The organism is Rhizobium sp. SG_E_25_P2 (assembly GCF_029892285.1).
Classification (GTDB): Bacteria; Pseudomonadota; Alphaproteobacteria; order Rhizobiales; family Rhizobiaceae; genus Rhizobium_E.
Genome location: NZ_JARXVM010000007.1, coordinates 62,173 through 87,199, shown reverse-complemented (window position 1 = coordinate 87,199; position 25,027 = coordinate 62,173). Strand labels below are relative to the sequence as shown.

Annotated in this window: 27 protein-coding genes; 14 read left to right on the top strand and 13 right to left on the bottom strand. The window is 61.2% G+C overall.

Features of this window, described 5'->3' with window-relative positions:
• Positions 1-142: 142 nt before the first annotated feature.
• From M2360_RS11755 to M2360_RS11740, 4 genes are read left to right on the top strand one after another with little or no spacing between them, the layout of a single operon-like run.
• Entirely contained in the window at positions 143-643 is a 501-nt protein-coding gene (locus M2360_RS11755; RefSeq protein WP_280775321.1) for a YbjN domain-containing protein, read from the top strand.
• On the top strand, positions 640-1,455 hold the full coding sequence (gene proC, locus M2360_RS11750; protein ID WP_280775320.1) for a pyrroline-5-carboxylate reductase: 816 nt from the start codon (positions 640-642) through the stop codon (positions 1,453-1,455). The genes M2360_RS11755 and proC overlap by 4 nt, the downstream gene beginning before the upstream one ends.
• 4 nt (positions 1,456-1,459) lie before the next feature.
• Positions 1,460-1,801: a tRNA-binding protein gene (locus M2360_RS11745; protein ID WP_280775319.1), complete on the top strand. Its 342-nt coding sequence runs from the start codon at positions 1,460-1,462 to the stop codon at positions 1,799-1,801.
• A gap of 60 nt (positions 1,802-1,861) precedes the next feature.
• Positions 1,862-2,434, top strand: coding sequence for a protein tyrosine phosphatase (locus M2360_RS11740; protein ID WP_280775318.1), 573 nt, complete (start codon positions 1,862-1,864; stop codon positions 2,432-2,434).
• Between the two features lie 3 nt (positions 2,435-2,437).
• Here M2360_RS11740 and M2360_RS11735 read toward each other — a convergent pair whose 3' ends face one another.
• From M2360_RS11735 to M2360_RS11725, 3 genes are all read right to left on the bottom strand, one after another.
• Entirely contained in the window at positions 2,438-3,748 is a 1,311-nt protein-coding gene (locus M2360_RS11735; protein WP_280775467.1) for an ATP-binding protein, read from the bottom strand.
• A gap of 65 nt (positions 3,749-3,813) precedes the next feature.
• Complete coding sequence (locus tag M2360_RS11730) at positions 3,814-4,524, bottom strand: response regulator transcription factor (RefSeq protein ID WP_280775317.1); 711 nt, start codon at positions 4,522-4,524, stop codon at positions 3,814-3,816.
• A gap of 2 nt (positions 4,525-4,526) precedes the next feature.
• On the bottom strand, positions 4,527-4,991 hold the full coding sequence (locus M2360_RS11725) for a MarR family transcriptional regulator (RefSeq protein WP_280775466.1): 465 nt from the start codon (positions 4,989-4,991) through the stop codon (positions 4,527-4,529).
• Positions 4,992-5,330: 339 nt separating this feature from the next.
• Between M2360_RS11725 and M2360_RS11720 the strand changes: the two genes are divergently transcribed.
• Together M2360_RS11720 and M2360_RS11715 are read left to right on the top strand one after the other, a co-directional pair.
• Entirely contained in the window at positions 5,331-5,495 is a 165-nt protein-coding gene (locus tag M2360_RS11720; RefSeq protein WP_280775316.1) for a hypothetical protein, read from the top strand.
• 123 nt (positions 5,496-5,618) lie between these two features.
• Entirely contained in the window at positions 5,619-6,263 is a 645-nt protein-coding gene (locus M2360_RS11715; protein WP_280775315.1) for an MBL fold metallo-hydrolase, read from the top strand.
• A gap of 63 nt (positions 6,264-6,326) precedes the next feature.
• On the opposite strand, the gene M2360_RS11710 is transcribed toward M2360_RS11715, so the two are convergent.
• From M2360_RS11710 to M2360_RS11695, 4 genes are all read right to left on the bottom strand, one after another.
• Positions 6,327-6,839, bottom strand: a complete 513-nt coding sequence (locus M2360_RS11710; protein WP_280775314.1) for a BA14K family protein — start codon at positions 6,837-6,839, stop codon at positions 6,327-6,329.
• A gap of 179 nt (positions 6,840-7,018) precedes the next feature.
• Entirely contained in the window at positions 7,019-7,234 is a 216-nt protein-coding gene (locus M2360_RS11705; RefSeq protein ID WP_137155803.1) for a cold-shock protein, read from the bottom strand.
• A 356-nt stretch (positions 7,235-7,590) separates the two neighbouring features.
• Positions 7,591-8,478, bottom strand: a complete 888-nt coding sequence (locus M2360_RS11700) for a DMT family transporter (protein WP_280775313.1) — start codon at positions 8,476-8,478, stop codon at positions 7,591-7,593.
• Positions 8,479-8,602: 124 nt separating this feature from the next.
• Entirely contained in the window at positions 8,603-9,547 is a 945-nt protein-coding gene (locus M2360_RS11695; RefSeq protein WP_280775312.1) for an EAL domain-containing protein, read from the bottom strand.
• A gap of 181 nt (positions 9,548-9,728) precedes the next feature.
• Here M2360_RS11695 and M2360_RS11690 point away from each other — a divergent pair, with 181 nt between their 5' ends.
• Together M2360_RS11690 and M2360_RS11685 are read left to right on the top strand one after the other, a co-directional pair.
• Positions 9,729-10,931 carry a pyridoxal phosphate-dependent aminotransferase gene (locus tag M2360_RS11690; protein WP_280775311.1) on the top strand — a complete coding sequence of 401 codons (1,203 nt, stop codon included), beginning with the start codon at positions 9,729-9,731 and terminating at the stop codon, positions 10,929-10,931.
• Between the two features lie 353 nt (positions 10,932-11,284).
• Positions 11,285-12,157, top strand: coding sequence for an EF-hand domain-containing protein (locus M2360_RS11685; protein ID WP_280775310.1), 873 nt, complete (start codon positions 11,285-11,287; stop codon positions 12,155-12,157).
• 420 nt (positions 12,158-12,577) lie between these two features.
• Here the strand turns inward: M2360_RS11685 and M2360_RS11680 are convergent, their stop codons facing one another.
• Both M2360_RS11680 and trxB read right to left on the bottom strand, forming a co-directional pair.
• On the bottom strand, positions 12,578-13,474 hold the full coding sequence (locus M2360_RS11680) for a LysR family transcriptional regulator VtlR (RefSeq protein WP_280775309.1): 897 nt from the start codon (positions 13,472-13,474) through the stop codon (positions 12,578-12,580).
• Positions 13,475-13,509: 35 nt separating this feature from the next.
• On the bottom strand, positions 13,510-14,484 hold the full coding sequence (gene trxB / locus M2360_RS11675) for a thioredoxin-disulfide reductase (protein ID WP_280775308.1): 975 nt from the start codon (positions 14,482-14,484) through the stop codon (positions 13,510-13,512).
• A gap of 295 nt (positions 14,485-14,779) precedes the next feature.
• On the opposite strand from trxB, the gene M2360_RS11670 reads away from it, so the two are divergent.
• The 4 genes from M2360_RS11670 (at position 14,780) to M2360_RS11655 (ending at position 18,969) form a co-directional block, all read left to right on the top strand.
• The gene (locus M2360_RS11670) at positions 14,780-15,382 is read left to right on the top strand and encodes a TRAP transporter small permease subunit (protein ID WP_280775307.1); all 603 of its coding nucleotides are present in this window, start codon (positions 14,780-14,782) and stop codon (positions 15,380-15,382) included.
• 18 nt (positions 15,383-15,400) lie between these two features.
• On the top strand, positions 15,401-16,894 hold the full coding sequence (locus M2360_RS11665; protein WP_280775306.1) for a TRAP transporter large permease subunit: 1,494 nt from the start codon (positions 15,401-15,403) through the stop codon (positions 16,892-16,894).
• Between the two features lie 190 nt (positions 16,895-17,084).
• Positions 17,085-18,044 (top strand): glycosyltransferase, encoded by a 960-nt coding sequence (locus tag M2360_RS11660; protein WP_280775305.1) that lies wholly within the window; start codon positions 17,085-17,087, stop codon positions 18,042-18,044.
• Between the two features lie 4 nt (positions 18,045-18,048).
• Positions 18,049-18,969, top strand: coding sequence for a glycosyl transferase (locus M2360_RS11655; protein WP_280775304.1), 921 nt, complete (start codon positions 18,049-18,051; stop codon positions 18,967-18,969).
• A 13-nt stretch (positions 18,970-18,982) separates the two neighbouring features.
• On the opposite strand, the gene M2360_RS11650 is transcribed toward M2360_RS11655, so the two are convergent.
• From M2360_RS11650 to greA, 4 genes are all read right to left on the bottom strand, one after another.
• A complete protein-coding gene (locus M2360_RS11650; protein WP_280775303.1) occupies positions 18,983-19,876 on the bottom strand; it encodes a 3-deoxy-manno-octulosonate cytidylyltransferase in 894 nt (297 codons plus the stop codon).
• A gap of 108 nt (positions 19,877-19,984) precedes the next feature.
• Positions 19,985-20,845, bottom strand: a complete 861-nt coding sequence (locus M2360_RS11645) for a hypothetical protein (RefSeq protein WP_280775302.1) — start codon at positions 20,843-20,845, stop codon at positions 19,985-19,987.
• Between the two features lie 39 nt (positions 20,846-20,884).
• Entirely contained in the window at positions 20,885-21,934 is a 1,050-nt protein-coding gene (locus M2360_RS11640) for a glycosyltransferase family 4 protein (protein ID WP_280775301.1), read from the bottom strand.
• A gap of 8 nt (positions 21,935-21,942) precedes the next feature.
• Complete coding sequence (gene greA, locus M2360_RS11635; RefSeq protein ID WP_280775300.1) at positions 21,943-22,419, bottom strand: transcription elongation factor GreA; 477 nt, start codon at positions 22,417-22,419, stop codon at positions 21,943-21,945.
• A 310-nt stretch (positions 22,420-22,729) separates the two neighbouring features.
• On the opposite strand from greA, the gene M2360_RS11630 reads away from it, so the two are divergent.
• Positions 22,730-23,113, top strand: coding sequence for a hypothetical protein (locus M2360_RS11630; protein ID WP_280775299.1), 384 nt, complete (start codon positions 22,730-22,732; stop codon positions 23,111-23,113).
• Between the two features lie 160 nt (positions 23,114-23,273).
• Positions 23,274-25,022, top strand: a complete 1,749-nt coding sequence (locus tag M2360_RS11625) for an alkaline phosphatase (protein WP_280775298.1) — start codon at positions 23,274-23,276, stop codon at positions 25,020-25,022.
• Positions 25,023-25,027 lie beyond the last annotated feature (5 nt).

Genomic DNA, 25,027 nt, shown 5'->3' with positions numbered 1-25,027 from the left:
AAAGACGCAAGTTCCGGGCAGGGTAGTAAGCCCATAGTCAGCTCGTCGCTTCGCGGATCATTCCTAGAATTTAAACATTTGCCCCCGCGACGGCATTGCCGCTTTCGCGGAGGGTCGAGAATTGTCACTCTTCAGGTGCAGCATGAGCCTTTTTGATATCAAGGTCGAGCGACAGTCCCATCCGGTGGACATGATCGAATTCGTCGCCGACACCAATGACTGGTCCTTTGAGCGTTCCGCAGACGATGAGATCGCCATGACCGTCGCGGGCCGCTGGAGCGATTACTACGTGTCCTTTTCCTGGATGGAGCAATTCGAGGCGCTGCATTTCTCTTGCGCCTTCGATCTGCGCATTCCCGAAACGCGGCTTTCCGAGGTCAATAAGCTCGTGGCCATCATCAATGGCGATATGCTGCTCGGCCATTTCGATGTCTGGAACAAGGCTGAATCGGTGATCTTCCGGCAGTCGTTGCTGCTGTCCGGCGGGCTTGAGCCCACCGGCCGCCAGGTTGAGGCGATGCTGGCGTCGTCGATCGACACCTGCGAGGCCTATTTCCAGGCCTTCCAGTTCGTGGTCTGGTCCGGCATGGGCGCGCAGGCTGCGATTGATGCTGTCAGGTTCGAAACGGTCGGCGAAGCATGAGCGTGATCAAGGGTCCCATCATCCTGATTGGAGCCGGCAATATGGGCGGCGCTATGGCGCTGGGTTGGGTTCGTAGCGGGATTTCGCCGCAAACGATCGTCGCCGCCGATCCCAATCCGCAGGGACCCATGAAGACGCGGCTTTCCGACGCCGGCATCGGCTTTGTGTCCGAGCCGCCGAAGGGTGTAAAGGCCGGGGTGCTGTTCATCGCGGTCAAGCCGCAGGTGATGGGCGAGGTTTTGCCTGCATACCGCACGCTGGTCGGCCCGGACACGATCATCGTGTCGGTCGCGGCCGGCAAGACGCTGGGTTTCATCGAAGCCAATCTCGGCGAGGCGGCGATGGTGCGCGCCATGCCGAATACGCCGGCGATGATCGGTCGCGGCGTCACCGGCGCGTTCGCCAACGAACATGTCACGCCCGAGCAGCGCGCTATGGTGGATACGTTGCTTAAAGTGTCCGGCCCGGTCGAATGGGTCGAGACGGAAGCGCTGATCGACGCTGTGACCGCCGTTTCCGGCTCCGGTCCGGCCTATGTTTTTCATCTCGTCGAGTGCATGGCGGAGGCAGGTCGTAAACTCGGTCTGCCGGCGGACCTCTCCATGCGTCTCGCGCGAGCTACAGTGTCGGGCGCTGGTGAATTGCTTCACCAGTCGCCCGGCGAAGCTGCTGAATTGCGCAAGAACGTCACATCACCGGGCGGCACCACAGCTGCGGCTCTTGCCGTGCTGATGGCGGAAGACGGCATGCAACCGCTGTTCGACGCCGCCATCAAGGCCGCGCGCGACCGCGCCGAAGAACTGGCGGGCTGACACTATGGCAGATCAGATTTCTTACGCTGATTTCGAGCGCGTTGACATTCGCGTCGGCACGGTTGTGGAGGCGCAGCCCTTTCCGGAAGCGCGCAAGCCCGCCATCAAACTGGTCATCGATTTTGGGCCGGAGATTGGCCTCAAGAAATCCTCCGCGCAGATCACCGTGCATTATACTCCGGATACGCTCGTCGGACGTCAGGTGCTGGGCGTCGTCAATTTCCCGCCGCGCCAGATTGGCCCTTTCATGTCGGAATGCCTGACGCTGGGCTTTGCCGATGCGGAGGACGCCATTGTGCTGGCGCGTCCCGACACCGCCGTCCCGAACGGTCAAAAACTGATCTGACGTAATTCCTTCCAATTCCTGCGCTACATCGCGTTGCGATGAATCGATCGGAGCCATGCCATGCCGCTCAGCGCCATTCACGAGAAGTTCAAAGTGTCCTGCCTGCCGAGGGCCCGGGATGTCGCGAAGGAATGGCGCGCGACCCATGTGATTTCGCTGCTGGATCCCGGCATCGCTGATGAACATGTCCCGAAGATCGCCGGCGCGGAACATGTGGTGGCGCGACTGCGCGACCAGGAAAACATGCTGGAGACAGGGCATTTTCCGGATCTGGTCGTCAGCCTGTTCGAAACGGTTCGGCCGGCGGCCGAGCGCGCCGACGCCCGCATTCTCGTTCACTGCCATGCTGGTATTTCGCGTTCGACCGCGTTTGCCTATTCGCTGATCGCCCACCGCGCCGGACCGGGCCGGGAGGCGGAGGCTTTCGCGGCATTCATGTCGATCGTCCACAAGCCCTGGCCCAATCGCCGCATCGTCGAGATCCTCGACCGGCATTTCGGCCGCGATGGCGCTATGCTCGCGCCGTTGGATGCGCTTCGGGAGAAGTATCCCCGCCGGATCGACGCGCTGCACCGCCACAATATCCGTCGCGGCTTTTTCGACCTGGTGCCTTGCGAAATCTACAATCGCTGATGATCACACCGGAATTCGGATCGTCGCTCTCAGGCCGCCCAGCGGACTGTCGGCGAGCGTGACGTTGCCGCCATGGCCGCGGGCGATGTCGCGGGCGATGGCCAGGCCCAGGCCAGTGCCGGAGGCGTCGAGATTGCGCGCCTCGTCGAGCCGGAAGAACGGCTTGAACACTTCTTCGCGCATGGCTTCGGGAATGCCCGGTCCATCGTCGTCCACCGTCACGGTCAGGAAACGGTCGGTGTTGCGCGCCTCGATCCTGACCGTCTGGGCGTGACGCCAGGCATTGGCGGCGAGATTGGTGACGAGCCGCGTAAAAGCCATCGGCCTGACATGGACGACAGTCGAACCTGAGATCGAGTAAGTCAGGTCCTTGCCGTGCAGCAGGGCGTTCTCTTCGAGCTGCGAGAACACCTTGTTGAGGTCGAGTTCGCCATGCGCCTCTTCGATCTGGCCGCGCGCGAAAGCGAGATAGCCTTCGAGCATGCTGTCCATGTCGTCGATGTCGCGGTTGAGGTTGTCGAGATCGTCAGGCGTTTCCGCCACCGCCAGCTCCAGCCTGAAGCGGGTGAGGATGGTGCGCAGGTCATGGCTGACGCCGCTCAGCATGGCGGTGCGCTGGTCGATCTGTCGCTCGATGCGCTCGCGCATCTGCAGGAAGGCGTAGCCGGCGCGGCGCACTTCGTCGGCTCCTCGGGGAATGAAGGGTTCAGTCGGCTTCTGGCCTTTGCCGAAGCTCTCGGCGGCGCGCGTCAAGGCCACGATCGGGCGGATCTGGCCGCGCAGGAACAGCATCGAAATGATGATCAGCACCAGCGATGCGCCGACCATCCAGATGATGAAAATATGCGTGTTGGAGGCATAGGCGCGATCGCGGCGGGTAATCACGCTCAGGATGCGCTTCGGCCCCAGCTTGATGCGCACTTCCACCGTGCGCTCGTCATTGCTGGTGTTGAGCCAGAACGGACGACGGATCTGGTCGCTGATCTGCTCAGACAAAATTTGGTCAAGCAGGAAAAAGGTCGAGGCGGAGGTCGGCGCCGGAAGCTCGTCGTCAGCGAGGATGCGCACCTGAAGGCCAAGGCGACGGCCGGCGATGCGGATAACGTCGTTTTCGATTTCCGGCGCGGGAAGGGTCTCCATCACATCGATGATTGCGGCGATGTCGCGAGTCACCGCGGCGGACAGCCGCTCTGTCACCATCTGCCAGTGCCGCTCCATGAACACGGCGGCGACGACGCCTTGCAGCAGCACCATCGGAATGATGACGATGAGCAGCGAGCGCGCGAACAGGCCGCGCGGCAAGTTTCTGCGCATGAAGCGGCTGAAGGCCCCTTCGCGGTAGACCGGCCGCAACGCGTCGTCGGCGGCGTCGGGCGCGCTCATCCGTTCTGATCCAGCGACAATTTATAGCCGATGCCGCGCACAGTCTGAAGCCAGACCGGATTGGCGGGGTCGTCCTCGATCTTGCGTCTCAGGCGGTTGATCTGGACGTCGATGGTACGCTCGCCGACATCGCCGCCGCCGCCGGACAGTTCATGCCGGGGAATGGTCTGGCCGGCATTGGACGCGAAGATCATCATGATCTCCTGCTCGCGCCCGGTGAGCCCGATCATCGCCGCCCCGCGCCGCAACTCCTTCTTGACCAGATTGAAATTGAACGGGCCGAAAATCAGCTGGTCGATCTTGGGTTTGGTCGGGTTGGTGGAGCGCTTGAGGATATTGTTGATGCGCAGCACCAGTTCGCGCGGCTCGAACGGTTTGGCGAGATAGTCGTCCGCGCCCGCCTCAAGCCCCGCGATGCGCCAGTCTGCCTCGGAGCGGGCAGTGAGCAGGATCACGGGAATATTGCGGATGTCGCGCAGCGCGCCGGTGAGTGCGATGCCGTTTTCGCCCGGCATCATCACATCCACAACCATCAGATCGAAATCGAGACCTTCGAGCTTGCGTCTGGCTTCGGCGGAATCCGCAGCCACGGTGACCCGGAACCCCTTGCCGGTCAGAAATTTCTGCAGCAATTCGCGGATGCGCCGGTCGTCATCGACGATCAGCAGATGGGGCGCGTCGTCTTCGGGCGTTCGCATCTCGGTCATGGCTAGTCCTCCTTGTCGCACATGCCCTTGAGAAAGGCGAGAACGGCGCCGCGTGCCTCATCGTCGGCGCCGCCTAGAGCGCTGGCGATGCGCCGCGACTGTGGCCGGGCGAGGGCTAGCGCGAGTTCGCGGCCTGCCCGGGTGGGATAAAGCCGTCGTTGCCGACGATCGTCAGGCCCTTCGCGCTGGGCGATATACCCTGAATCGATCAATTGTTTCAGCACGCGCGCCAGCGACTGCTTGGTGATGTTCAGCGTGTCCAACAGGTCCGCCACTGTCATGCCGGGACGGCGATTGACGAAGTGGACGACCCGGTGATGGGCGCGACCGAATCCGCTCTTTTCGAGGATCGCGTCGGGATCGGAGATGAAGTCGCGATAGGCGAAAAACAACAGTTCGATGATTTCGAAGTCAATGTCGCTGCCGCCTTCCATGCGATCGGTCACGAGGTTAGCCGCTGCGTCCATGCTGTCTGTCTTCATTCTTCTCTACCGCGCTTCCGACTTTTCGCATCCAGGGCGTTGGGTTGTTATGTCAGTATCGCTGACGCAATTTCCAGCCCCCATCGTCCGAAATCGACAGTTGCCCGCACATCGCCGCTCTGGAGCAGTGGCTGAATAGAATGCGCCCCAACTCCGTCTTTTGTCCGAAGGTTACATCATGGTCCCCGTCATGACCAGCGATGGACCCGATGCGTGACTGCCTGTTCCCCCGGTGACGGTGCGCAGCAATGTTTTTTGCGAATGTCGGGGAGCCAAATTTGTCGCCGCGCGTTGCGGCAAATGCAAAGATAGGGATCTAACGCCATGAATCGCCATGCCAATCCGGACGCTTCCGTCGCCCGTCAGCTTCGCCCCCTTGTCGCCATCGTCGCCGCGTTCAGCATGAGTGTGTTTGCACTTCTGATCACCACGGCCAGTCTCGGCGCATCGCCGATCGATTCCATGGAGATCGCGGTTGCCGACTTCTGATGCGGATCGCGCTTTGACAGGTTTTGTGGCCTGATCCTCGGGATTATGTCGCTCGACCGGCGACAAATATCCGCCGGCATGCTTTATCATCGCCCCAATAAAGTATGATTCAGGAGTAGGCGCATGGCCAAGCTGCAAGCGGGGATCATTCCCGTCACCCCCTTCGAGCAGAACTGCACGGTGCTGTTCGACGAGGAAACGATGAAAGGCGTGATCGTCGATCCCGGCGGCGATGTCGACATCATCTTGCAGACCATTCGGGAAAACGGCATTCAGCTCGAGGCGATCTGGATCACCCATGGCCATCTCGACCATGCTGGCGGCGCGATGGAGCTCAAGGAGGCGCTTGGCGTCGACATCATCGGCCCGCATAAGGCCGACCAGCCGATCATGGATCAGATCGAGGCGCGGATGAGCGCATTCGGCGCGAGCGGCATGCGCAATTGCACGCCCGACCGCTATCTCGACGATGGCGACACACTGTCGTTCGGCGAGCATGAGTTCGAGGTCTATCACGCGCCTGGCCATTCGCCCGGCCATGTGATTTTCTTCAACCGAGCCCAGAATTTCGCGCATCTCGGCGACGTGCTGTTCAACGGCTCGGTCGGTCGCACCGATCTGCCCGGCGGCAATCACCAGCAATTGCTGGATTCCATTCGCGACAAGGTCTTCCCGCTCGGCGACGATGTCGGCTTCATCTGCGGTCATGGTCCGGGCAGCCGGATCGGCGACGAACGCCGCAGCAATCCGTTCCTGAAAGGGCTGTGAGACAGCCGGGAGCGGATGCAGTAAAGGCCCCGGATCGGGGCCTTTGGCTTGCGATGCAACGGCTCAGGCGCCGGTGCAGAAATGGTCCTGTCCGTCATAACCCTTATAGGTGCCGGTGCGGGCGTTGAAGGACTGGTAGCGATCGGCGCAATAGGCGCGCCAGCGCGCCGTCCAAGGTTCAAGCGCGCCGGTCGAGGCGTTGATCTGGCGCCGCGCGGGCCGGGCAGGGTAATAGTCGTCATCCTGCCCCGGGGCGGCATAGTCTTCATCCGCCATGTCAGGTTCGACATAGACGCGGCGCGGCGCGGGTTCGACATAGACAGGTTCCGGCTCGACATACACGCGGCGCGGACGATAGATGACCTCCGGCTCTGGATCGGAGGCGAGCGCGCCGCCGATGATCGCGCCGGCGGCGAGGCCGATGACGCCAGCTGCGATGGCGTCGCCATGATGATGGTGGCGCGGCGCGTGCCGCCAGTAATAATCGCGGTTGCCTGCGGAGGCGTATTGGAAGGAACCCACGGTCGCAGCGAAGGCTGCGGCGCCGAGGATGGCGGATTTGACAACACGATTCATCGTCATTTTCCCTCTTGGGCAATGGTCGAAATTCAATGTCTCGACCCTAGGATCGGATCCATGAACCGCGGCTGAACGAATTGCGGAGAAAAAGTGGCGATCGAAAGTCCAAAAAAAAGCGCCGCCCGCCAGCAATCCGGCAGCGACGCTGACGCGCGAAGACAATGTCTGTCCGGCGATTAGCCGGTGACTTGAAGATTGACGGCCTTCGGGCCTTTGCCGCGACGATCCGGCTCAGTGTCGAAGGAGACTTTCTGGTTCTCAGTCAGGCCGGTGAGGCCTGACGCCTGGACCGCTGTAATATGAACGAAAATGTCCGATCCGCCCTTGTCCGGCTTGATGAACCCAAAACCCTTGTCTGTGTTGAAGAATTTAACGGTGCCAGTTTCGGCCATGGAGCAGTTCCCTTTTCCTCTCTGTCCTTATTTGCGCGTTCGGACAGCATGTCATGAAACCCGTGAGGGCTGGCAGGCATATTTCGACTAGAGGAAAGGTCCTACTATCGTGAATGGGCATCGGCGACCCGTCTCCCATACACCCGGAGCTTATTGCACCTCCGGCGCGCTATTCTCAAGGTTTTCCCATTGTTCGTAAATTGCCCGAACGCGCTGAGATTGGGGGCAATCCCCGATTTTGGCAAGCAAAACTTTCACGTTTAATGCAAAATTGGCACGAAACGTGATGTGCGGGGTCTGGTAAAGAAACACCATGCTCTCCAGCCAAGCAAAACTCTAAAGTTTATTTCAGAGGGTTACTGCGCACGTCGTTTTTTTGAAATTTCCGGTACGAGTTCGACCAGCAACATGGCGATAAAAATGAGGGCGCAGCCGATATAGCCGATCCATCCCATGCGTTCGCCGAGCAGCAGGGCCCCGAACAAAGCTCCGAACAGGGATTCGCTCGACAGGAAGATCGCCGCTTGCGGCGCGCTGGTCCAGCGCTGGCCGATCACCTGCAAGATGAAGGCGATGCCGGAGGAAAACAGCCCGGCATAGAGAAGTTCGGGCAGCGCGTCGACGATATCGCCGGCAGCGATCGGCTCGAGAAAGAGCGCGAGCGTCAAGCCGCCAAGGGCGCAGACGAGGAACTGCACGGCGGACAGCGCCATCGGACGGTCGCTGCCTGGCGCGAACATTCCGACCAGCAGCACCTGCCCGGCCCAGAACAGGGCGCAAAGGATTGTCAGGAGATCGCCGATGGTCAGTTGGGCCAGATCGCCGCCGCTGAGATAGTAGATGCCGGTGGTGGCGAGCAGCGCTGCGGGCCAGACGATCCAATGCGGCAGCTTGCGCAGCACGATTACGCTCAGCACCGGCACGATGATGACATAGAGCCCGGTGAGGAAACTTGAATTGGTCACCGATGTCGTCAAAAGCCCCAGTTGCTGGGTGCTGGCGCCGCCGAACAGGGCCAGGCCGATCAGGGCGAAAATGCCGAGTTCCCGTCCGGATAACGGGGCGGCGACCCGCTGATGTTCGCGCATCGCCAGCGGCAACGCGACGAAGAAGGCGAGCAGGAAGCGCAGCCCGACGAACCACAGCGCCCCGAGATGGGCCATGGCGCTGTCCTGCGCGACGAAACCTGCGCCCCAAATGGCGGCAGTCAGAACGAGGATCAAATTGGCGTGCAGACGGGACATGGCGCTCTCGGAGGGACGACGGGTCTCCGCTGATACGCGGTCGGGCGGCCGAGGGCAATTTTACATTTGTGCAATTTCAGGGCCGGAACCATCAGTTCCGGTGATGGGACGCCGTCAGGTCTCGTCAGCGGGTGCGTTTGCCGAATGTCGCGGCGCGGCGTAGCCCGCCCAACTGCGGCGACGCCGAATAGATCGATTTCGGCATATGCAAATCGGGATTGTAACGCTCAAGTTCGTGGGAAGGTCGGGTATCGAAGCCGGGACCGTCCGTGGATTCGGGAAATTCCTCGTTGAAGCTGGTCGGCGCGATTTCGGGTCGGGCGAAGGCGTAACCCTGCAGAAGGGGAACTTCGAGATTCTGGCAGAGATCGGCCTGGCGGAGGTCTTCCAAGCCTTCGAAGATCGGTACGGCTCCCTGTTCCTTGATCTGGCGCACCATCACGCCCAGAAGCGCATAGCCGGCGGAGTTTTCCAGGAATTCCTTGACCCAGGACGCTTCGAATTTGACGAAATCGGGCTTGAGCAGCTTCATTCGGGCCGCATCGCGCTCATCGGCGCCATATTCATCAATGGCGATCTGAAAGCCGCGCGCCCGCAATTCATCGACGAAATGCGCCAGCATGTCGGCGCTGTCGTTTTCCTTCTGGGTGATTTCGCAGACGATGCGGGCAGGGGTCATGCCGGATTCATTGGCGGCCAGCCGCATCAGTTCCACTTCGCGCCGGATGTCGGCGGCGGTCACGAACAGGCCGGGATGGAAGTTGACGAACAGTTTGGCGCGTTTGCGGCCCAGGGCGCCGGTGTTGAAAATATGCAGCGTGCGGCAAAGACTGTCGATCATCACCTTGTCTTCGCGCGCCACAGCCGGGAAGAATTCCGCCGGGCGTACGGGGTCGCCGGCCCTGTTGGGGCGGATCAGGCCCTCAAACGCTTCGACTTCGACATGGCCTTCCGCGTCCTGGCTGAAGATCGGCTGTAGGGCCGATTGCAGCACGAAGGCGCCGTAAGCGGCAGTCCACGACCCATCGCCCTGGCGGCTGAGTTTGGAGAATATGCTGCTTGCTGTCATGGGGTCCCGGCAGAGTTGATGACATTCCCCGCAGATGTAGCAGACGAGCGTTACTTTAGCCTTAAGTGGAGCGCAGGCTGCCAGAATAACCGGATTTCGGCGCCATGGCTTGGCTTGATCCCAATCGGAGCCGGGCCTATAAGTCGCTGCCTTTTATTGCCCTCAGACAAGGAATTCAGAAATGGCCTTCCTCGCCGACGCCCTGTCCCGCGTTAAGCCCTCCGCAACCATCGCCGTCGCGCAGAAAGCGCGCGAGCTGAAGGCGAAGGGACGCGATGTCATCAGTCTCGGCGCCGGCGAGCCGGATTTCGACACACCCGACAACATCAAACAGGCCGCCATCGACGCCATCAATCGCGGTGAAACGAAGTACACCGCCGTGGCCGGCATCGTCGAACTGCGCGAAGCCATCGCCAAGAAGTACAAGCGCGAGAACAATCTCGATTACACCGCAGCCCAGGTGATCGTCGGCACCGGCGGCAAGCAGATCCTGTTCAACGCGCTGATGGCGACGCTGAACCCGGGCGACGAAGTCGTGATCCCTGCGCCTTACTGGGTGTCCTATCCGGAAATGGTGGCGCTGTGCGGCGGCACGCCGGTGTTCGTCAACACCACGATCGAAGCCAAGTTCAAGCTTCAGCCTGAGGATCTCGAAAAGGCGATCACGCCGAAGACCAAGTGGTTCATCTTCAACTCGCCCTCCAACCCGTCGGGCGCGGCCTATACCCATGATGAACTCAAGGCGCTGACCGATGTGCTGATGCGCCATCCGCATGTCTGGGTGCTGACCGACGACATGTATGAGCACCTGACTTTCGACGATTTCAAATTCGCCACGCCGGCCGAAGTCGAGCCCGGTCTCTATGACCGCACGCTGACCATGAATGGCGTTTCGAAGGCCTATGCCATGACCGGATGGCGCATCGGCTATGCGGCCGGCCCGATCCAACTCATCAAGGCGATGGACATGATCCAGGGCCAGCAGACCTCGGGCACCAATTCGATCGCCCAATGGGCGGCGCTTGAGGCGCTGAACGGCCCGCAGGATTTCATCGAGAAGAACAAGAAGGTGTTCCAGGGCCGCCGCGACCTCGTCGTCTCCATGCTCAACCAGGCGCCGGGGCTTTCTTGCCCGTCACCGGAAGGGGCGTTTTATGTCTACCCGTCCTGCGCCGGCCTGATCGGCAAGACGTCGCCCTCCGGCAAGGTGATCGCCACCGACGAGGATTTCGTCACCGAACTGCTGGAAGCCGAAGGTGTCGCGGTGGTTCATGGGTCGGCCTTTGGCCTCGGTCCGAATTTCCGCATTTCCTATGCGACGTCGGAAACCCAGCTCGAAGAAGCCTGCCGCCGCATCCAGCGCTTCTGCGCCGCCTGCCGCTGACCGTTACAGCCATAGCAAAGGGCGCGTCGATCTCGGCGCGCCTTTTTTCATGCCATTTGAAAACCCGCGCATTGCGTGTGGCGGGTGTGAATGTCGATTTTGGCCGCCGGCCCCGCTTTACCGAAAGTCTCCATTTTCCAGGGCTTTGACGATATTCCGCAAATCGCGTTAGCCCAGAATGGTTCCTTGTAGTCAGTTCCGGAACATCGATCACGAGCGCGAGTGACGCGCAGCGCCAGCGACAGGCGTGGGACGGGCCGGCTTCAACCGTCGACCATGTTCCTCTCCTTTGCATTGCCGCGCCGCGACCGTCGACGCCTCAGACGCAACGGGCGACCCATAGGAGGGTTTTCATGACCAGTGTTTCATCCGCGACCAGCGGTTCCAGCTATTACCAAACCTCGATGAAGTCGAATCTCAGCAAACTCGACTCCGATGGCGACGGCAAAGTGTCTTCCAACGAGTTTACGGCGGCCAAGCCGTCGGATGTCACCGCCAAACAGTCGAGCCAGTTGTTTTCGTCGCTCGATGCAGATGGCGACGGCTCCGTTTCCGAAACCGAGATGTCGAGCAGCATGTCGTCGTCGGATCCCTTCGCCCAGATGTCGGGTGACGCGGTCGCGGTGATGATGCAGATGCAGTCCGGCTCATCCTTCGGCTTCTCCGCCTCCGACGCCTATGCCGAGATGGATGCAGATTCCGATGGCAGCGTGACGCAAGCCGAATTCGTCTCGGCCCGTCCCGAGGACGTGAGTGAGGAGGACGCCCTGGCGCTCTATCAGTCGATCGACACGGAAGGGACCGGTTCGATCACGGAAGAACAGTTCAGCTCAAGCATGGAAAGTTCTGCGCCGATGGGCCCACCGCCATCTGGCGGCGCGACTTCGGAAGATGACGCCTCCACCGTCTTCGACTCACTCGACACTGACCAGGATGGCGTGGTCAGCGCCGAAGAGCTTGCCGCCGCCAAGCCTGACGACGTCAGCGCGGAGGATTCCGCCTCGCTGTTCGATTCGCTGGACGAGGATTCGAGCGGCGGCGTATCGCTGGATGAGTTCGAAAGCGCGCGGCAGAGCTTCATCGCCAACACACGCATCTCGATCGGCGGCGACGACGACGAGGACGACGATGCGTCGTCTTCCACCTCTTCAGCTGTTTCGGACGTTCAGTCCATTCTCGACACGCTCAGCACAGCCACGACCGAAACGGACAGCACGGGCGTCTGATAGGATCCAAGCGCGACGTCATCAACGGCTCCCATTCGGGGGCCGTTTTTTGTTTGGCTGAACAATAGGCAAAAAAAGAGGGCCACGAGAAATCTCGGGCCCTTTATAGTTGTGAAGGTAATTTAAACCTCCAGAGGGGAACAGCTGATACGGCGGCACTGGGAGGAAAACCGCCATGTGCATCAGCTGTGTGCGATATGATGTTTTATTGTGCATTGCGCAAGGACCCGACGCGCATGACAGCCATGCAAAAGTTGCATGATGGTTAGTGATCCGTTTCTAATTGCTTGAAACAACGTGTTTTTTAAGCGTTGGCACAAAAGCGCGCCACCGCGACGGTAAACCTATTCATGCTGATTATTTTGTTTTGGCGCCGTCTTTTCAGTCTGACGGCGCCATTTTCGACCGCATCAGGAAGAATCAGAAATTCCAGTTGCGCGCCTTGGCGACGATGAAGTCGCGGAAAACCTTGAGCTTGGCGGCGTTTTTCATTTCGCTGGGATAGCAGAAATAGGTGTCGAAGGAGGGGATGTCGGCGTCGGTCACCAACTGCACGAGGCCGGGGTCGCGACCGACGATGTAGTCCGGCAGCATGGCGATGCCGATGCCGAGCAGCGCCGCGCGCTTGATCGAGGTCAGGCTGTTGATCTGCAACACCGGCGAGCGCGGGCTGCCTTCCGGGCGTCCGGCGATTTCCAGCCAATTGACGTCGAGCAGATAATTGGGCGCGGGTTCGCCGAAGGTGATGATGCGGTGATGGTCGAGTTCTTCGATGGACTGCGGCTGGCCGTAGCGGCTGATATAGGACGGCGCGGCATAGACATGCATATGGACGGTGAACAGCTTGCGCTGGATGAGATCCGATTGCTGCGGTTCGCGCAGGCGGATGGCGCAGTCGGCATGGCGCATGTTGACATCCAGCTCCTCGTTGTCGAGGAGGAGTTGCACCTGCATGTCGGGATAGAGGCTCAGGAATTCCTGCACCTTGTCGGTCAGCCAGCCCTGGCCGAGACCCACTGTGGTGGTGATGCGCAGCCGGCCGGTGGGCTTTTCGGTGGTCTCGGTCAACTGCACCTTGACCATTTCAAGCTTCATCAGCACGTCATGGGCGGTCCGGTAGAGCAATTCGCCCTGTTCGGTGAGGATCAGGCCGCGGGCGTGACGATGGAAGAGCTTGGTGTTGACCTCCGCCTCCAGCGCGCTGACCTGGCGGCTGATCGCGGACTGGGACAAATGCAGCTTGTCGGCGGCATGGGTAAACGACCCGGCTTCCGCAGCCGCGTGAAAAATTCTCAGCTTGTCCCAGTCGAGCGACATTCATTCCCCCAAGTCGGCCTGATGCGGCCGTATCGTTATTCGGCCGCCTGCGCCACATGCAGATGGCCGGCCAGGTAGCGCTCGGCCTCGAGCGCCGCCATGCAGCCCATGCCGGCGGCGGTGATCGCCTGGCGGAACGTGTCGTCGGTCACGTCGCCAGCGGCAAACACGCCTTCGACATTCGTCGCGGTCGAATCCGGAGCCGTCCACAGATAGCCGTTCGGTTTCATCCGCAGCTGGCCGGTGAACAGTTCGGTGGCCGGCGCGTGGCCGATGGCGACGAACAGGCCGTCGATCGGCCGCTCATCGATCTCACCCGTCTTGGCGTTTCTGATCTTGACGCCGGTGACCGAGGCCGGCATCGGCGGATGCAGCTGCTCGCCGGTGATTTCGGCGATTTCGCTGTTCCACATCACCGAGACATTTTCGCGCTGGAACAGCCGTTCCTGCAGGATCTTTTCCGAGCGGAAGCTGTCGCGGCGGTGAACGACCGTTACCGATTTGGCGATATTGGACAGATAGAGCGCTTCTTCGACGGCGGAATTGCCGCCGCCGACCACGATCACATCCTTGTTGCGGTAGAAGAAGCCGTCGCAGGTGGCGCAGGCGGAGACGCCGAAGCCCTGATATTTCTTCTCGGAGTCGATGCCGAGCCATTTGGCCTTGGCGCCGGTGGCGATGACGATGGTGTCGGCGATCCAGGCCTGGCCGGAATCGGTGGTCACATGGAAGGGACGGTTGGAGAGATCGACCGAAGTGACGAGATCGTTGATGATTTCGGCGCCGACATGTTTGGCCTGACCCAGCATCTGCTCCATCAGCCAGGGACCCTGGATCGGATCGGCATAACCAGGATAATTTTCGACGTCGGTGGTGATCATCAGCTGGCCGCCCTGTTCCATGCCGGCGATCAAGACCGGCTCGAGCATTGCGCGGGCTGCATAAATGGCGGCGGTGTAACCGGCCGGTCCAGAGCCGATGATCAAGACCTTGGTGTGGCGAGCGGACATTCCAACAATTCCTTGAAGAGAGACGAACCGCCTAAGCGGTCTTTTGCGCTTATCTATGAATGGAACGCATGGATATTCAAGTGCGCGCCGCGATTTCCACCGATTTGCCCTAAGGGCGTAGGCGCTGGAGCGCGGCAGTGCGGCGAGGCTTGGGGAAAATGTGCAAGATTTGTTGCATTAGCCTTTCGTCTTAAACCTTCCGTCTTTCCAGTCGCGGCCGCATCCGATATGCAAGTTCTCGGGGAAAACAACGTTCGACGTAAAGATCGAACGCGTTGAAAAATCGGGAGGACGCATGCAAGCTCTGCTCGCCTTGAGCAACGGCATCGACGCCGTTTCCAAAAAATTCGGACAGGTCGCCGACTATCTCGTGCTTATCTGCAGCCTGATCTGCGCCGGCAACGCCATCGTCCGTTATCTCTTCTCGATGAGTTCCAACGGCTGGCTGGAAATCCAGTGGTACATGTTTGGCGCGATGGTGCTGCTCGGCGCATCCTATACGCTGAAGATGAACGAGCATGTGCGCGTCGATCTCATCTATGGAGCGGTGGCGGCCAAAACCCGGCTGTGGATCGATATCATCGGCATTACGCTGTTCCTGCTGCCGGTCTCCATTCTCTTTTCGGTGCTGTGCTGGCCGTTCTTCTTCTCTTCCATCACGAGTTGTTTCACCGAACGGACTGGATCCGGCGCCTATGACACTCTGGCAGCCTTGTGGTCCTCGGCCTGTGAGCAATCGAGCAATGCCGGGGGGCTGATCCGCTGGCCTGTCAAGCTGATGCTGGTGCTCGGCTTCCTGCTTCTCGCGCTGCAGGGCGTGTCGGAACTGATCAAGCGTATCGCGGCGCTTAAGGGCGCCATGGAGGTCGACACCTCCTATGAAAAGCCGCTGCAGTGAACGGGAAGAGCAAAAGCAATGTTTGATTTCGGCATTATCCCGCCCGCCATGTTCCTCGGCATGATCTTGTTCATGCTCTATGGCTTTCCGGTGGCCTTTTCTCTGGCGGCGGTCGGTCTGTTCTTCGGCGCCATCGGAATCCTGACCGGCCATTTCGAGCCGGTTTTCATGGAAAGCCTGCCCTTCCGCTTCTATGGCATTATCAGCAACGAATTGCTGCTCGCCATTCCGTTCTTCACCTTCATGGGCGCCATCCTCGAACGATGCGGGCTGGCGGAGGATCTGCTTGAAGGCACCGGCAAACTGTTCGGCGGCGTGCCGGGCGGGCTGGCCTTCGCGGTCATCATCGTCGGCGCCATCCTCGGCGCCATCACCGGCACGGTGGCGGCCTCCGTCATCACCATGGGCATGATCTCGCTGCCGATCATGCAGCGCTATGGCTACAATATGAAGCTGGCGACCGGCGTCATCGCCGCCTCAGGCACCATCACCCAGCTCATTCCGCCGTCCTTGGTGCTCGTGGTGCTGGCCGACCAGCTCGGCCGCTCGGTGGGCGACATGTACAAGGGCGCGATCGGCCCCTCGATGCTGCAGGTCGGCATCTTCATTCTCTACATCGCGCTGATCGCCATCTTCCGCCCGAAGATGATGCCGCCCATCCCCAAGGAAGCGCGCGGCCCGCTGGACGGCAAGCTGATCGCCACGATCCTGCTCGGCATGATCCCGTCGATCGTGCTGATCTTCCTAGTGCTCGGCACTATCTTCATGGGGCTTGCGACGCCCACGGAAGCCGGCGCTCTCGGCGTGGTCGGCGCCGTCGTGCTGGCCGCGATCAACCGGCGTCTCACATGGCCCTTGATCCGGCAGGGCATGTCGACCACGATGCGCATCACCTCGATGGTGGTGTTCATCCTCATCGGCTCCACTGTCTTCAGTCTGGTCTTCCAGGGCATGGACGGATCGCGCTGGATCGAACATATGCTGTCGGGCCTGCCGGGCGGGGCGCTCGGATTCCTGATCTTCGTCAATATCTTCGTGTTCATCCTGGCCTTCTTCCTCGATTTCTTCGAGATCGCCTTCATCATCGTGCCGATGCTGGCGCCGGTCGCCGCCGCGCTCGGCATCGATCTCATCTGGTTCGGGGTGCTGCTCTGCGTCAACATGCAGACGAGCTTCATGCATCCGCCCTTCGGCTTCGCGCTGTTCTATCTGCGCGGCATCGCGCCGCCGTCGGTGAAGACATCCGACATCTATATCGGCGCGCTGCCCTGGGTGGGCATGCAGTTGATCCTCGTGCTGGTGGTGATCTTCTGGCCGACTTCGGTGACCTATTGGCTGGATGACGGCCCGAAGATCGATGCCTCCAAGGTGGAAATCAAGATCGACCTGCCCACGCTCGGCGGCGATCCCAACACAGGCCCCGGCGGTCTGCCGGGCTTGCCGGCGCCGGGCGGTTTGCCTGGATTGCCGGGCGGATTGTCGCCGCTGGATGGCCCGCCGAAGGTGAATTGAGGCATTGAACGCGTTCTTCGACCCCGCTCTGGCAAGGAGCGGGGTTTTTGCATGGCCGAGACGCGCGACAGGGGATTTCCCGGTCGTTCGCCTTGTGCTAGGGGCCGTGGCTGCGCCGGACAATCACCACAATCGGCGCGCATGAGACGGCCCGGTCCATTGTTTTTCCTCCGGGCGCAAGGAACGCGATATGAAGATCTGCATCGGAACCATCACGCGCAATCGTCCTGATATGCTCAGGGCGCTTTTGGCGTCCTATGGCCGGATGCGGATGCCCGATGGCGTCGAGATCATCTATGCGATCGCCGAAAACAATCCGGAAGTGACCATCCACGCCGTGGTCGAGGAGATGCGGCCGGCGCTTGGCGGACATCGGCTGCTGGTCGAGGCGGAGCCGCGGCGCGGCATTCCTTTCGCGCGCAATCACGTGCTCGACATGGCGCTCGCGGAAGGCGCAGATTATTTGACTTTCGTTGACGACGACGAACAGGTGGATGCCGACTGGCTTGTCAACCTGCTCCGCATGGCCCGCGAGGGCGACTATGATCTCGTCGGCGCGCCCGTGCTGATCCGCGACATGCCGGCGGGCGCATGCGGACTGGCGGCGATCCTCTGGCGGGGCATGGTTCGACGCAACGCGCATGTCGCGAAAAAGGCCCGGCGTCGCTTTGCGAAAAAGGGGCCGAACTCCATCAATGTGTCGACGGCCAACTGGCTGGGCCGGCTCGACTTCTTTCGCCGCACCGGTCTGCGCTTCGATGACGGCATCGGCCAGGGCAGCGGCAGCGACCGTCGCCTGTACAAGGATCTGGTGGCCAAGGGCGGCAAAGCTGGCTGGACGATCGACGCGCCGGTCTACGACACCGTGCCCTTGTCGCGCCTGACGCTCTCTTATCAGTTCAAGCGCGGCCGCGAACACACCGCCTATCTGTTCGCCGATTCCGATCGCACCGGATCGATGCCGCGGATCATGCTGCTCGCCAAGGCGTTGGGGAGAATTCCCCGCATTCTGGCTTCCCTTGTCGCCATTCCCTTCACCGGCGGCGAAAGCCTGTTGATGGCGTCCCGGCTCGCCGGCGACATGGTCGGCTTCATCGACGCCTATCGCGGCGTTTTCGGCAGCCATTACGCCAATGTCACGGGGCAATGACGCGATGAAGGCGGGGGGAGGCGGCGACAGGCCTCTGCGGCGCAAACTCGTCAAGCTTGCCTGCCAGATCCTGCTCGGGCGCAAGCGCGCGCACTACCATTCATGGCTCCCGGGCCTGTCAATTCGCGAACGCACGGACGTCACGGCAGGCGTGGCGATCTTCGGGGGCGCGCGGCTTGCCTTGCAAAAGACGGAGATGCTACGCCGGCGCGCAGAGGGTGGAGTGACAATTGTCGGTTCCGGGCCGTCGGTGCGCGAGGCGCCGCTCGAGAGGCTTCCGCGTCAATCCGCCTTGCTGCTCAACGGGGCGGTCAGCCTGATCGGCGCGGGGATCGCCGATCCCTTTGCGATCGCCATCGAGGACGAGCGTTTCGTTTGGCGTCACTTCGCGATGATGGCGGAGCGGATCGGCAGGGATATGCCGTGTCTGTTTTCGCCAGGAGTGATCAGAGCGATTTTCGACATCGATCCGGATTGGCTGACTGGACGAAACGTCATCCTCATCGACGATATCCGCAAACCTTATGGCGCGCCGCGCCGGTCCGCTGAGGCCCTTTCGCATTTGCCTTTCGTGCGGCTGAACGCCGCCAGGGAAGCCGGTTTTTCGCTCGATCCAGACAGGGGCGTCTTCCAGGGCGGGTCGGTGGCAATCAGCGCGCTGCAATTCGTCCTGTCCACCGGCGCGCCGGAAATCGGCTTCATCGGCGTCGATATTTCCAATGCCGCAGCGCCGCGCTTTTACGAACGGCCCGGCGAAACTGCCTATTCCGGCGTGGCCGATGCGGAGACGCGGATTCTCGCGCATATTGAGCTTGCCAACCGCATCGCCGAGGAACGGGGCCAGAGACTGATCAATCATTCGCCGGTCTCGGCGCTGGCGCGGATCGGACTGGCGTATGAGCCGATCACAGACCGCGTGAGTTGAGCCGCGCGACGGGTCACTGCAGCCGGCGCATCTCCTCTTTCTTGATCCGGTCCAGCACCCGGTTCTTCTTCGATTTCCACTTGATGACCCGCCAGCCGTCATAGAAAAAGCGCAGCGGCGCGGTGGCTGAAATCAGCTTGTCGATACGCTTGTTGGCTTTCTCGAGCTTCTCCCGAAGCACGAGCAGCATTTCCCTTTGCGCCTGCGTCGCGTCGATCTGGGGGAATTGGCGCAGGAAGGCCGGAAAGGGATCGACTTCGCGGGGCACGTCGTTTTCGACCATGCCGGCGAGGGACATCAGCCGGAGCGCGGTCTGCTCGAAGGTCCAGTCATGGATGTGGAAGACCTTCCACTGGATGCCCCGTTCGCCTGAAAAGCCTGTCAGCCGGATCCTGATCGACGGCAGAAGATGCAGGATCCAGGCCGCCATGGCGAAGCCGCTGCTCGCGGTATGCTCGGATGGATAAAAGCTCTCCAGGAAATCGGCCATGTCAATGAAGCCGGCGTCGATATCGTCAAACTCTTCCGGACGGTTCAGCCGCTCCCGGGAGGCGGCGCGCAAATTGGCCACGCCTTTGAAGTGGGGCGCAGGCATGAGGTGGAGCATGGACGGCAGCCGGCCGCGATAGACCACTTCGGAGCCCGCAGTGTTGCACCGGGTGACGAGAATGCAGTCATGCGCGAACGGCGCGTCTAGAACACGATCGATCTTGTTGAAAAAGATGTAGAGTGGATTTGGCGGGGGATCGGCGAGGATCGCGCGCACTTGCTGCTCATCGCTGTTGGCGATCAGCACGATTGTGTCATAGGTTGCGAAAAACGATCGCCATTCGGCCTCTGCGCGCAAGCCCATCGTCGTGGCTTGGTTCAACGCCGGAGGTGGAAAAGCGTCGTGAACGAGATGCATTTATCGTGTGTCCTGCGCGCGAGTGAGCCTGCTTTTTTTGCAGGAACCTTCGACGCATAGGGATGTTCCAGCCCGTTCTGAAAAATCTTCGGTTCTCAAAGACGCCCTTCACGCCTCGACGGGCGGAAATCCGTAAGCCTCGATGAGATTGGCGATGGCGCGATCGTTGCCGCCGCCCCCGAGATTTTCATCGCGCAGGCTCGTCGCCTGGCTTTCGGGCCAATCGAGAAAGCGGCGTTTGCCGCCAACCTGGCGAGCCAGGCGGCCGGTTCTGCGCCACATCCAGTAGAGCCAGACATCGTCGGCGGAAGGCGACAGCGCCATGAACCGCGCGTCGTTGACGACGTCTGGATTAAAAACGCCGGGCGGATAGAGAACGCCGAGCGCGCCGGTGGGGAAGGTGAGCGGAGAGGGGACCTCCGACTGGATGTTCTTCGGCCATTCGCCGTAAGCGAGGGGCCGTCCCGACGGATCCAAGGCTACCCGGTGGGCGCGCAAGGCTGCGATATGCGGATGTTCCGGATCATAGCCCGCCGTCAGCGCGGCGATCGTGTCGTCTTGATAATATACATCGTCGTCCACCGTCAGAATGAAGGCGTCGGGATAGGCCAGTAGCGTGGGAATGATCTTCTTGTAGGAGCGCCAGTCCGGGCAAGTGCATATCTCAACTCCGGCGTCTTCCAGCCGACGCACATCCGGCGGCAATGCGGCGACATCGTCCTCGTCCAGCCAGAGCAAAACGCGGTCGGGGCGAAGCCTTTGGGCGAGAACGCCCTTGAGGGTCAGAGCCAGCGTCGAGTAGCGCCGCGGATAGCTGGTCAGGGATATGATGAGTTGGCCGGGCAATCCATGACGTGGAGCCGAACGCCAGGCGCCGTCGTCGAAGCGCCTGATGATGTCTTTCCGGGCTGTGGCCAGCCGGCGGCTCTTCTTGAAGGCGCTGATCCATTGGCCGAACATGTCGGACATCCTCTTCTTGTTGCAAAGCCTGGAGCGCGGCCGGCGGCATTATCCACCCTTGGCGAAAAGCTCCGCGTAAACCCGGTTCAACCCGTCCACCTCATTGGCGATGGCGAAATTGTCGCGCACATGCCGAGCGGCGTATTCGCCATGGCGGCGTGCGCGGTCGGGGTCGGCGAGATAGGGCTCGATGGCGTGTTTCAGGGCGTCGCCGTCGCCGGCGGCGACAACGAGGCCGGTGCGACCGGGCACAATCATCTCCGCATAGGCGCCGGCGTCCGAGGTGACGGCAGGCGCGCCGGAAGCCATCGCCTCGAGCGGCGTCAGCCCGAAGCCTTCATTGCGCGAAGGTGCGACGAAAAGCTGGAAGCGCCGGTACCAGGGCTTGATGTCGTCGACTTCGCCGATGAAGCGGATACGGTCAATGAGATTGGCTTTCTCGATTCTCGCCCGAAGTTCGGCGGCGAAGGCTTCATGTTCGGCCGTCACGCGGCCCGCAATCACCGCCGTCCAGACGGGGTAGTGCGGCAGAAGCGCGATCATCGCCTCGACGAAGAGATCGGTTCCCTTTTGCGCGCGCACGCGGCCGGTGCAGCCGATGATCGGCCCGCCGTCGATATCGGGGGCGGGGTCGACGTCATCTGCCCGGGCAGGGCGAAACAATTCAGTGTCGACGCCGTGCATGATTACGGTGTGGGGAACATCGAGATAGGCGCCGGAGCGCGCCGAGGTGGCGACCACCGCGTCCATCTTCGAGATCAGCCATTTGGTGTAGCGGGAATGACGGCGCTGGGCGGCCGAGGTGAACAGCAGCGTCATCGGCATGCGCAGCACATCGCGCAGCAAAAGGCCCGCCAGCATCTCGTTGTTGCGGCGGGCGTGCCAGATGCGTTTTTTGCCGCTGATCGGGCGTTTCCAGCAGGCGAGAAGATCGAGAAAGCTGATGCGCGGCATCGTGTCCGGCAGACCGGGGCCGAGGGTGGCGAGTTTCACGCCCGCCTCGACCTGTCGCGGCGCGAGCTGGACCACCGTCGATGTCACGCCGGAAAGGCGCCGCTTGAAATGCGGCGCGATAACCTCGATCTCGCGGATGCGCATGAAGGGGCTCAGCCCCAGGCGATGCCGATGATTTCGTAGCCCTTGGCGCCGCCTGGCGCGTTGACTTCGATCATGTCGCCGACTTCCTTGCCGATCAGCGCGCGGGCGATCGGGGAGGAGATGGAGATGCGACCGGACTTCACATCGGCTTCCTGGTCGCCGACGATCTGATAGGTCTTCTCTTCCTCTGTGTCCTCGTCGATCAGCTTGACGGTGGCGCCGAACTTGATCTTGGTGCCGCTCATCTTGGTGAGATCGATCACCTCGGCGCGGGCGACCAGGTCTTCCAATTCGCCCACACGGCCTTCATTGTGGCTCTGGGCTTCCTTGGCGGCGTGATATTCCGCGTTTTCCGACAGGTCGCCATGCGCGCGCGCTTCGGAAATCGCTTCGATGATCCGCGGGCGCTCTTCCTGCTGGCGCCAGCGCAGCTCCTCGGAGAGCTGTGCAAAACCGCGGGGCGTCATCGGTACCTTTTCTACCATCTCATCGTCCTCAGCATTACCCTGCGCCGGTAGGCCCGGCACAAAAAGAAAACGGTCCCGGAAGCGCAAACTTCAGAACCGTCCAGAAAATCAACTGAGCTGTCTATAGCAGAACTGTCATGGAAAATGCGAGGAAATTATTTTTTGCCGCAGGTGGGAACCCCAGTGACACGGCGTCCGGGGCGCGGCAGGAGCTCTTGCGCCGGGGGCTGAGAGAATTCTGACTGGGAGATGAACGAGCCATTCAAAGCTTGTTCAATTCTCCCGGGCTAAAAGCGAGCATCGACTTGCAAGGCTGCTGGAGAGCCCCATGAAAAAGTTCATTGTCACCGCATCCGCCGCGCTGATCGCCATCCTGTCCGTCGCCGGTTCGGCCGCGGCCAGCGACCGTCGCGGTCATGAAGAAATCCTGCGTCATGGAGAGCGTCACGGCGCTCATCGCGACCGTGGACGTGATCCGGGTTTTCACGATGGCGGACGCCGTCATGTCGACCGTCACGGCTGGCGTGGCGAACGTCGCCATTGGCACCATGACGGCTGGCGCTATGGCGGCTATCCCGGCTATTATTGGGGCGGTCCGCGCGTGGTCATCGGCGGTCCTGTCTATATTGAGCCTTCCTGCTTCAAGAAGAAGGTCTATCGCACCGACGCCTGGGGCAATGTCTATATCAAGCGCGTGCGCGTCTGCCGTTGATCAACTGAAGTCACTAATTTCCCTAGGGCGCGATGGATTATCGCGCCACTAAGCGGCCATACACAGGTTCTGTGCGAAGATCGAGTATGGTCATGTCTCTGTCATGTGGAGGCTTTAACGGGAGGCTGTTTCCGTTAATGCTTTCTAGGAGAGGGACACCATGCGTAAGCTTATTGCAATGCTTGCAGCCGCGACATTTCTCGGCGGCGCCGCCCAGGCCGCCGAGATCTATCCGCTCAGCCGCGCCACGATTCTCGTCAATTCGCCTTTCGATTTCAAGGTCGAGTTCGACTCCGTCGTCAACCCAGACGACGTCAAAGTGACGATCAACGGCCAGGACTACAAGGCCGCTCTCGGAGCCGACGCCGAGTTCACCGCCGATGAAAAAGGCAAGGAAGACAAGAGCCTCGGTTCCGCGCTCATCCTGCGCAACGCCAAGATCGCCGCCGCCGGCGCCTATACGGTCGAAGTGACCGCAGGCAACGACAAGAAGTCGGTCACCTGGGACGTTTACGCCACCGGTTCCGCGCCGAAAGCCAAGAACATCATCTTCATCCTCGGCGACGGCCTGTCGGTCGCCCACCGCACCGGCGCCCGCATCATGTCCAAGGGCATGACCGAGGGTAAGGCGAACGGCCGCCTGAACATGGACGACCTTGATCACATGGCGTTCGTCGGCACCTCCGCCACCAACTCGATCGCCACCGATTCGGCCAATACGATGTCGGCCTACATGACCGGCCACAAGACCGCGATCAATGCGCTCGGCGTTTATGCCGACCGCACGCCCGACACGCTGGACGACCCGCGGGTCGAGACCATCGCCGAAGCCGTCCGCCGCATGACCAAGAAGTCGATCGGCGTCGTCTCCACCGCCGAAATCGAAGACGCCACCCCGGCCGCCGTCGTGGCCCATACCCGCAAGCGTGGCGACAAGGCTGATATCGCCGCCATGTTCGAGACCACCAAGCCCGACGTCATTCTCGGCGGCGGCTCGGCCTATTTCCTTTCCAAGGATGTTCCAGGCTCCAAGCGCAAGGACGACAAGGACCTCATCAAGTCCTTCCAGGCTAACGGCTACGCGCTGGCCACCGACAAGGCCCAGCTCGCCGACGCCGCCGGCAAGGACGGCAAACTGCTCGGCCTGTTCCACACCGGCAACATGGACGTGACGCTCGACCGCGAATTCCTCAAGAAGGGCACAGTCGAGAAGTTCCCGAACCAGCCGGGTCTCGTCGACATGGCCAAGGTCGCGCTTGAAAAACTGTCGAAGAATCCTGAGGGCTTCTTCCTGATGGTCGAAGGCGCTTCGGTCGACAAGATGTCGCATCCGATGGACTGGGATCGTGCGCTTTATGAAACCATCGAACTCGACCATGTCGTCGGTCTCGCCCGCGAATTCGCAAAGACCCATCCGGACACGCTGATCGTCGTCACCGGCGACCACACCCATGGCGTCTCCATCATCGGCACGATCGATGACGAGAAGCCGGGCACGGACATGCGCGAAAAGGTCGGCGTCTATGCCGGCGCCGGTTTCCCGAACTATGAAGACAACAATGGCGACGGCTTCCCGGACAAGGTCGACGTGAGCCGCCGTCTCGCCGTCTTCTCGAGCAACTTCCCGGACTACTACGAAACCTTCCGCCCCAAGATGGATGGTCCGTTCGAGCCCGCGATCGAGAACGAAAAGAAGGAATATGTCGCCAACCCCGCCTATAAGGATGTTCCCGGCGCGGTGCTCCGCATCGGCAACCTGCCGCGCGACAACGACACCGCAGTCCATGCGGTCGACGATGTCGTGCTCCAGGCCGCCGGCCCCGGCGCGGAAGGCTTCAAGGGCTACATGGAAGAAAGCGACATCTACAAGGTGCTCGTTGACGCTTTCGCTCTCGGCGCAGCCAAGTAATTTCG

Excerpts from the sequence above, each read along its gene's own strand:
- M2360_RS11665 (WP_280775306.1), top strand. The coding sequence starts at position 15,401 with ATGTTTGATTTCGGCATTATCCCGCCCGCCATGTTCCTCGGCATGATC.
- M2360_RS11740 (WP_280775318.1), top strand. The coding sequence starts at position 1,862 with ATGCCGCTCAGCGCCATTCACGAGAAGTTCAAAGTGTCCTGCCTGCCG.
- M2360_RS11705 (WP_137155803.1), bottom strand. The coding sequence starts at position 7,234 with ATGGCCGAAACTGGCACCGTTAAATTCTTCAACACAGACAAGGGTTTT.
- M2360_RS11690 (WP_280775311.1), top strand. The coding sequence starts at position 9,729 with ATGGCCTTCCTCGCCGACGCCCTGTCCCGCGTTAAGCCCTCCGCAACC.
- M2360_RS11625 (WP_280775298.1), top strand. The coding sequence starts at position 23,274 with ATGCGTAAGCTTATTGCAATGCTTGCAGCCGCGACATTTCTCGGCGGC.
- M2360_RS11715 (WP_280775315.1), top strand. The coding sequence starts at position 5,619 with ATGGCCAAGCTGCAAGCGGGGATCATTCCCGTCACCCCCTTCGAGCAG.
- M2360_RS11640 (WP_280775301.1), bottom strand. The coding sequence starts at position 21,934 with ATGCGCATCCGCGAGATCGAGGTTATCGCGCCGCATTTCAAGCGGCGC.
- M2360_RS11630 (WP_280775299.1), top strand. The coding sequence starts at position 22,730 with ATGAAAAAGTTCATTGTCACCGCATCCGCCGCGCTGATCGCCATCCTG.
- M2360_RS11695 (WP_280775312.1), bottom strand. The coding sequence starts at position 9,547 with ATGACAGCAAGCAGCATATTCTCCAAACTCAGCCGCCAGGGCGATGGG.
- M2360_RS11720 (WP_280775316.1), top strand. The coding sequence starts at position 5,331 with ATGAATCGCCATGCCAATCCGGACGCTTCCGTCGCCCGTCAGCTTCGC.
- trxB (WP_280775308.1), bottom strand. The coding sequence starts at position 14,484 with ATGTCCGCTCGCCACACCAAGGTCTTGATCATCGGCTCTGGACCGGCC.
- M2360_RS11660 (WP_280775305.1), top strand. The coding sequence starts at position 17,085 with ATGAAGATCTGCATCGGAACCATCACGCGCAATCGTCCTGATATGCTC.
- M2360_RS11680 (WP_280775309.1), bottom strand. The coding sequence starts at position 13,474 with ATGTCGCTCGACTGGGACAAGCTGAGAATTTTTCACGCGGCTGCGGAA.
- M2360_RS11700 (WP_280775313.1), bottom strand. The coding sequence starts at position 8,478 with ATGTCCCGTCTGCACGCCAATTTGATCCTCGTTCTGACTGCCGCCATT.
- proC (WP_280775320.1), top strand. The coding sequence starts at position 640 with ATGAGCGTGATCAAGGGTCCCATCATCCTGATTGGAGCCGGCAATATG.
- M2360_RS11655 (WP_280775304.1), top strand. The coding sequence starts at position 18,049 with ATGAAGGCGGGGGGAGGCGGCGACAGGCCTCTGCGGCGCAAACTCGTC.
- M2360_RS11710 (WP_280775314.1), bottom strand. The coding sequence starts at position 6,839 with ATGAATCGTGTTGTCAAATCCGCCATCCTCGGCGCCGCAGCCTTCGCT.
- M2360_RS11685 (WP_280775310.1), top strand. The coding sequence starts at position 11,285 with ATGACCAGTGTTTCATCCGCGACCAGCGGTTCCAGCTATTACCAAACC.
- M2360_RS11745 (WP_280775319.1), top strand. The coding sequence starts at position 1,460 with ATGGCAGATCAGATTTCTTACGCTGATTTCGAGCGCGTTGACATTCGC.
- M2360_RS11755 (WP_280775321.1), top strand. The coding sequence starts at position 143 with ATGAGCCTTTTTGATATCAAGGTCGAGCGACAGTCCCATCCGGTGGAC.
- M2360_RS11730 (WP_280775317.1), bottom strand. The coding sequence starts at position 4,524 with ATGACCGAGATGCGAACGCCCGAAGACGACGCGCCCCATCTGCTGATC.
- M2360_RS11650 (WP_280775303.1), bottom strand. The coding sequence starts at position 19,876 with ATGCATCTCGTTCACGACGCTTTTCCACCTCCGGCGTTGAACCAAGCC.
- M2360_RS11725 (WP_280775466.1), bottom strand. The coding sequence starts at position 4,991 with ATGGACGCAGCGGCTAACCTCGTGACCGATCGCATGGAAGGCGGCAGC.
- M2360_RS11670 (WP_280775307.1), top strand. The coding sequence starts at position 14,780 with ATGCAAGCTCTGCTCGCCTTGAGCAACGGCATCGACGCCGTTTCCAAA.
- greA (WP_280775300.1), bottom strand. The coding sequence starts at position 22,419 with ATGGTAGAAAAGGTACCGATGACGCCCCGCGGTTTTGCACAGCTCTCC.
- M2360_RS11735 (WP_280775467.1), bottom strand. The coding sequence starts at position 3,748 with ATGCGCAGAAACTTGCCGCGCGGCCTGTTCGCGCGCTCGCTGCTCATC.
- M2360_RS11645 (WP_280775302.1), bottom strand. The coding sequence starts at position 20,845 with ATGTCCGACATGTTCGGCCAATGGATCAGCGCCTTCAAGAAGAGCCGC.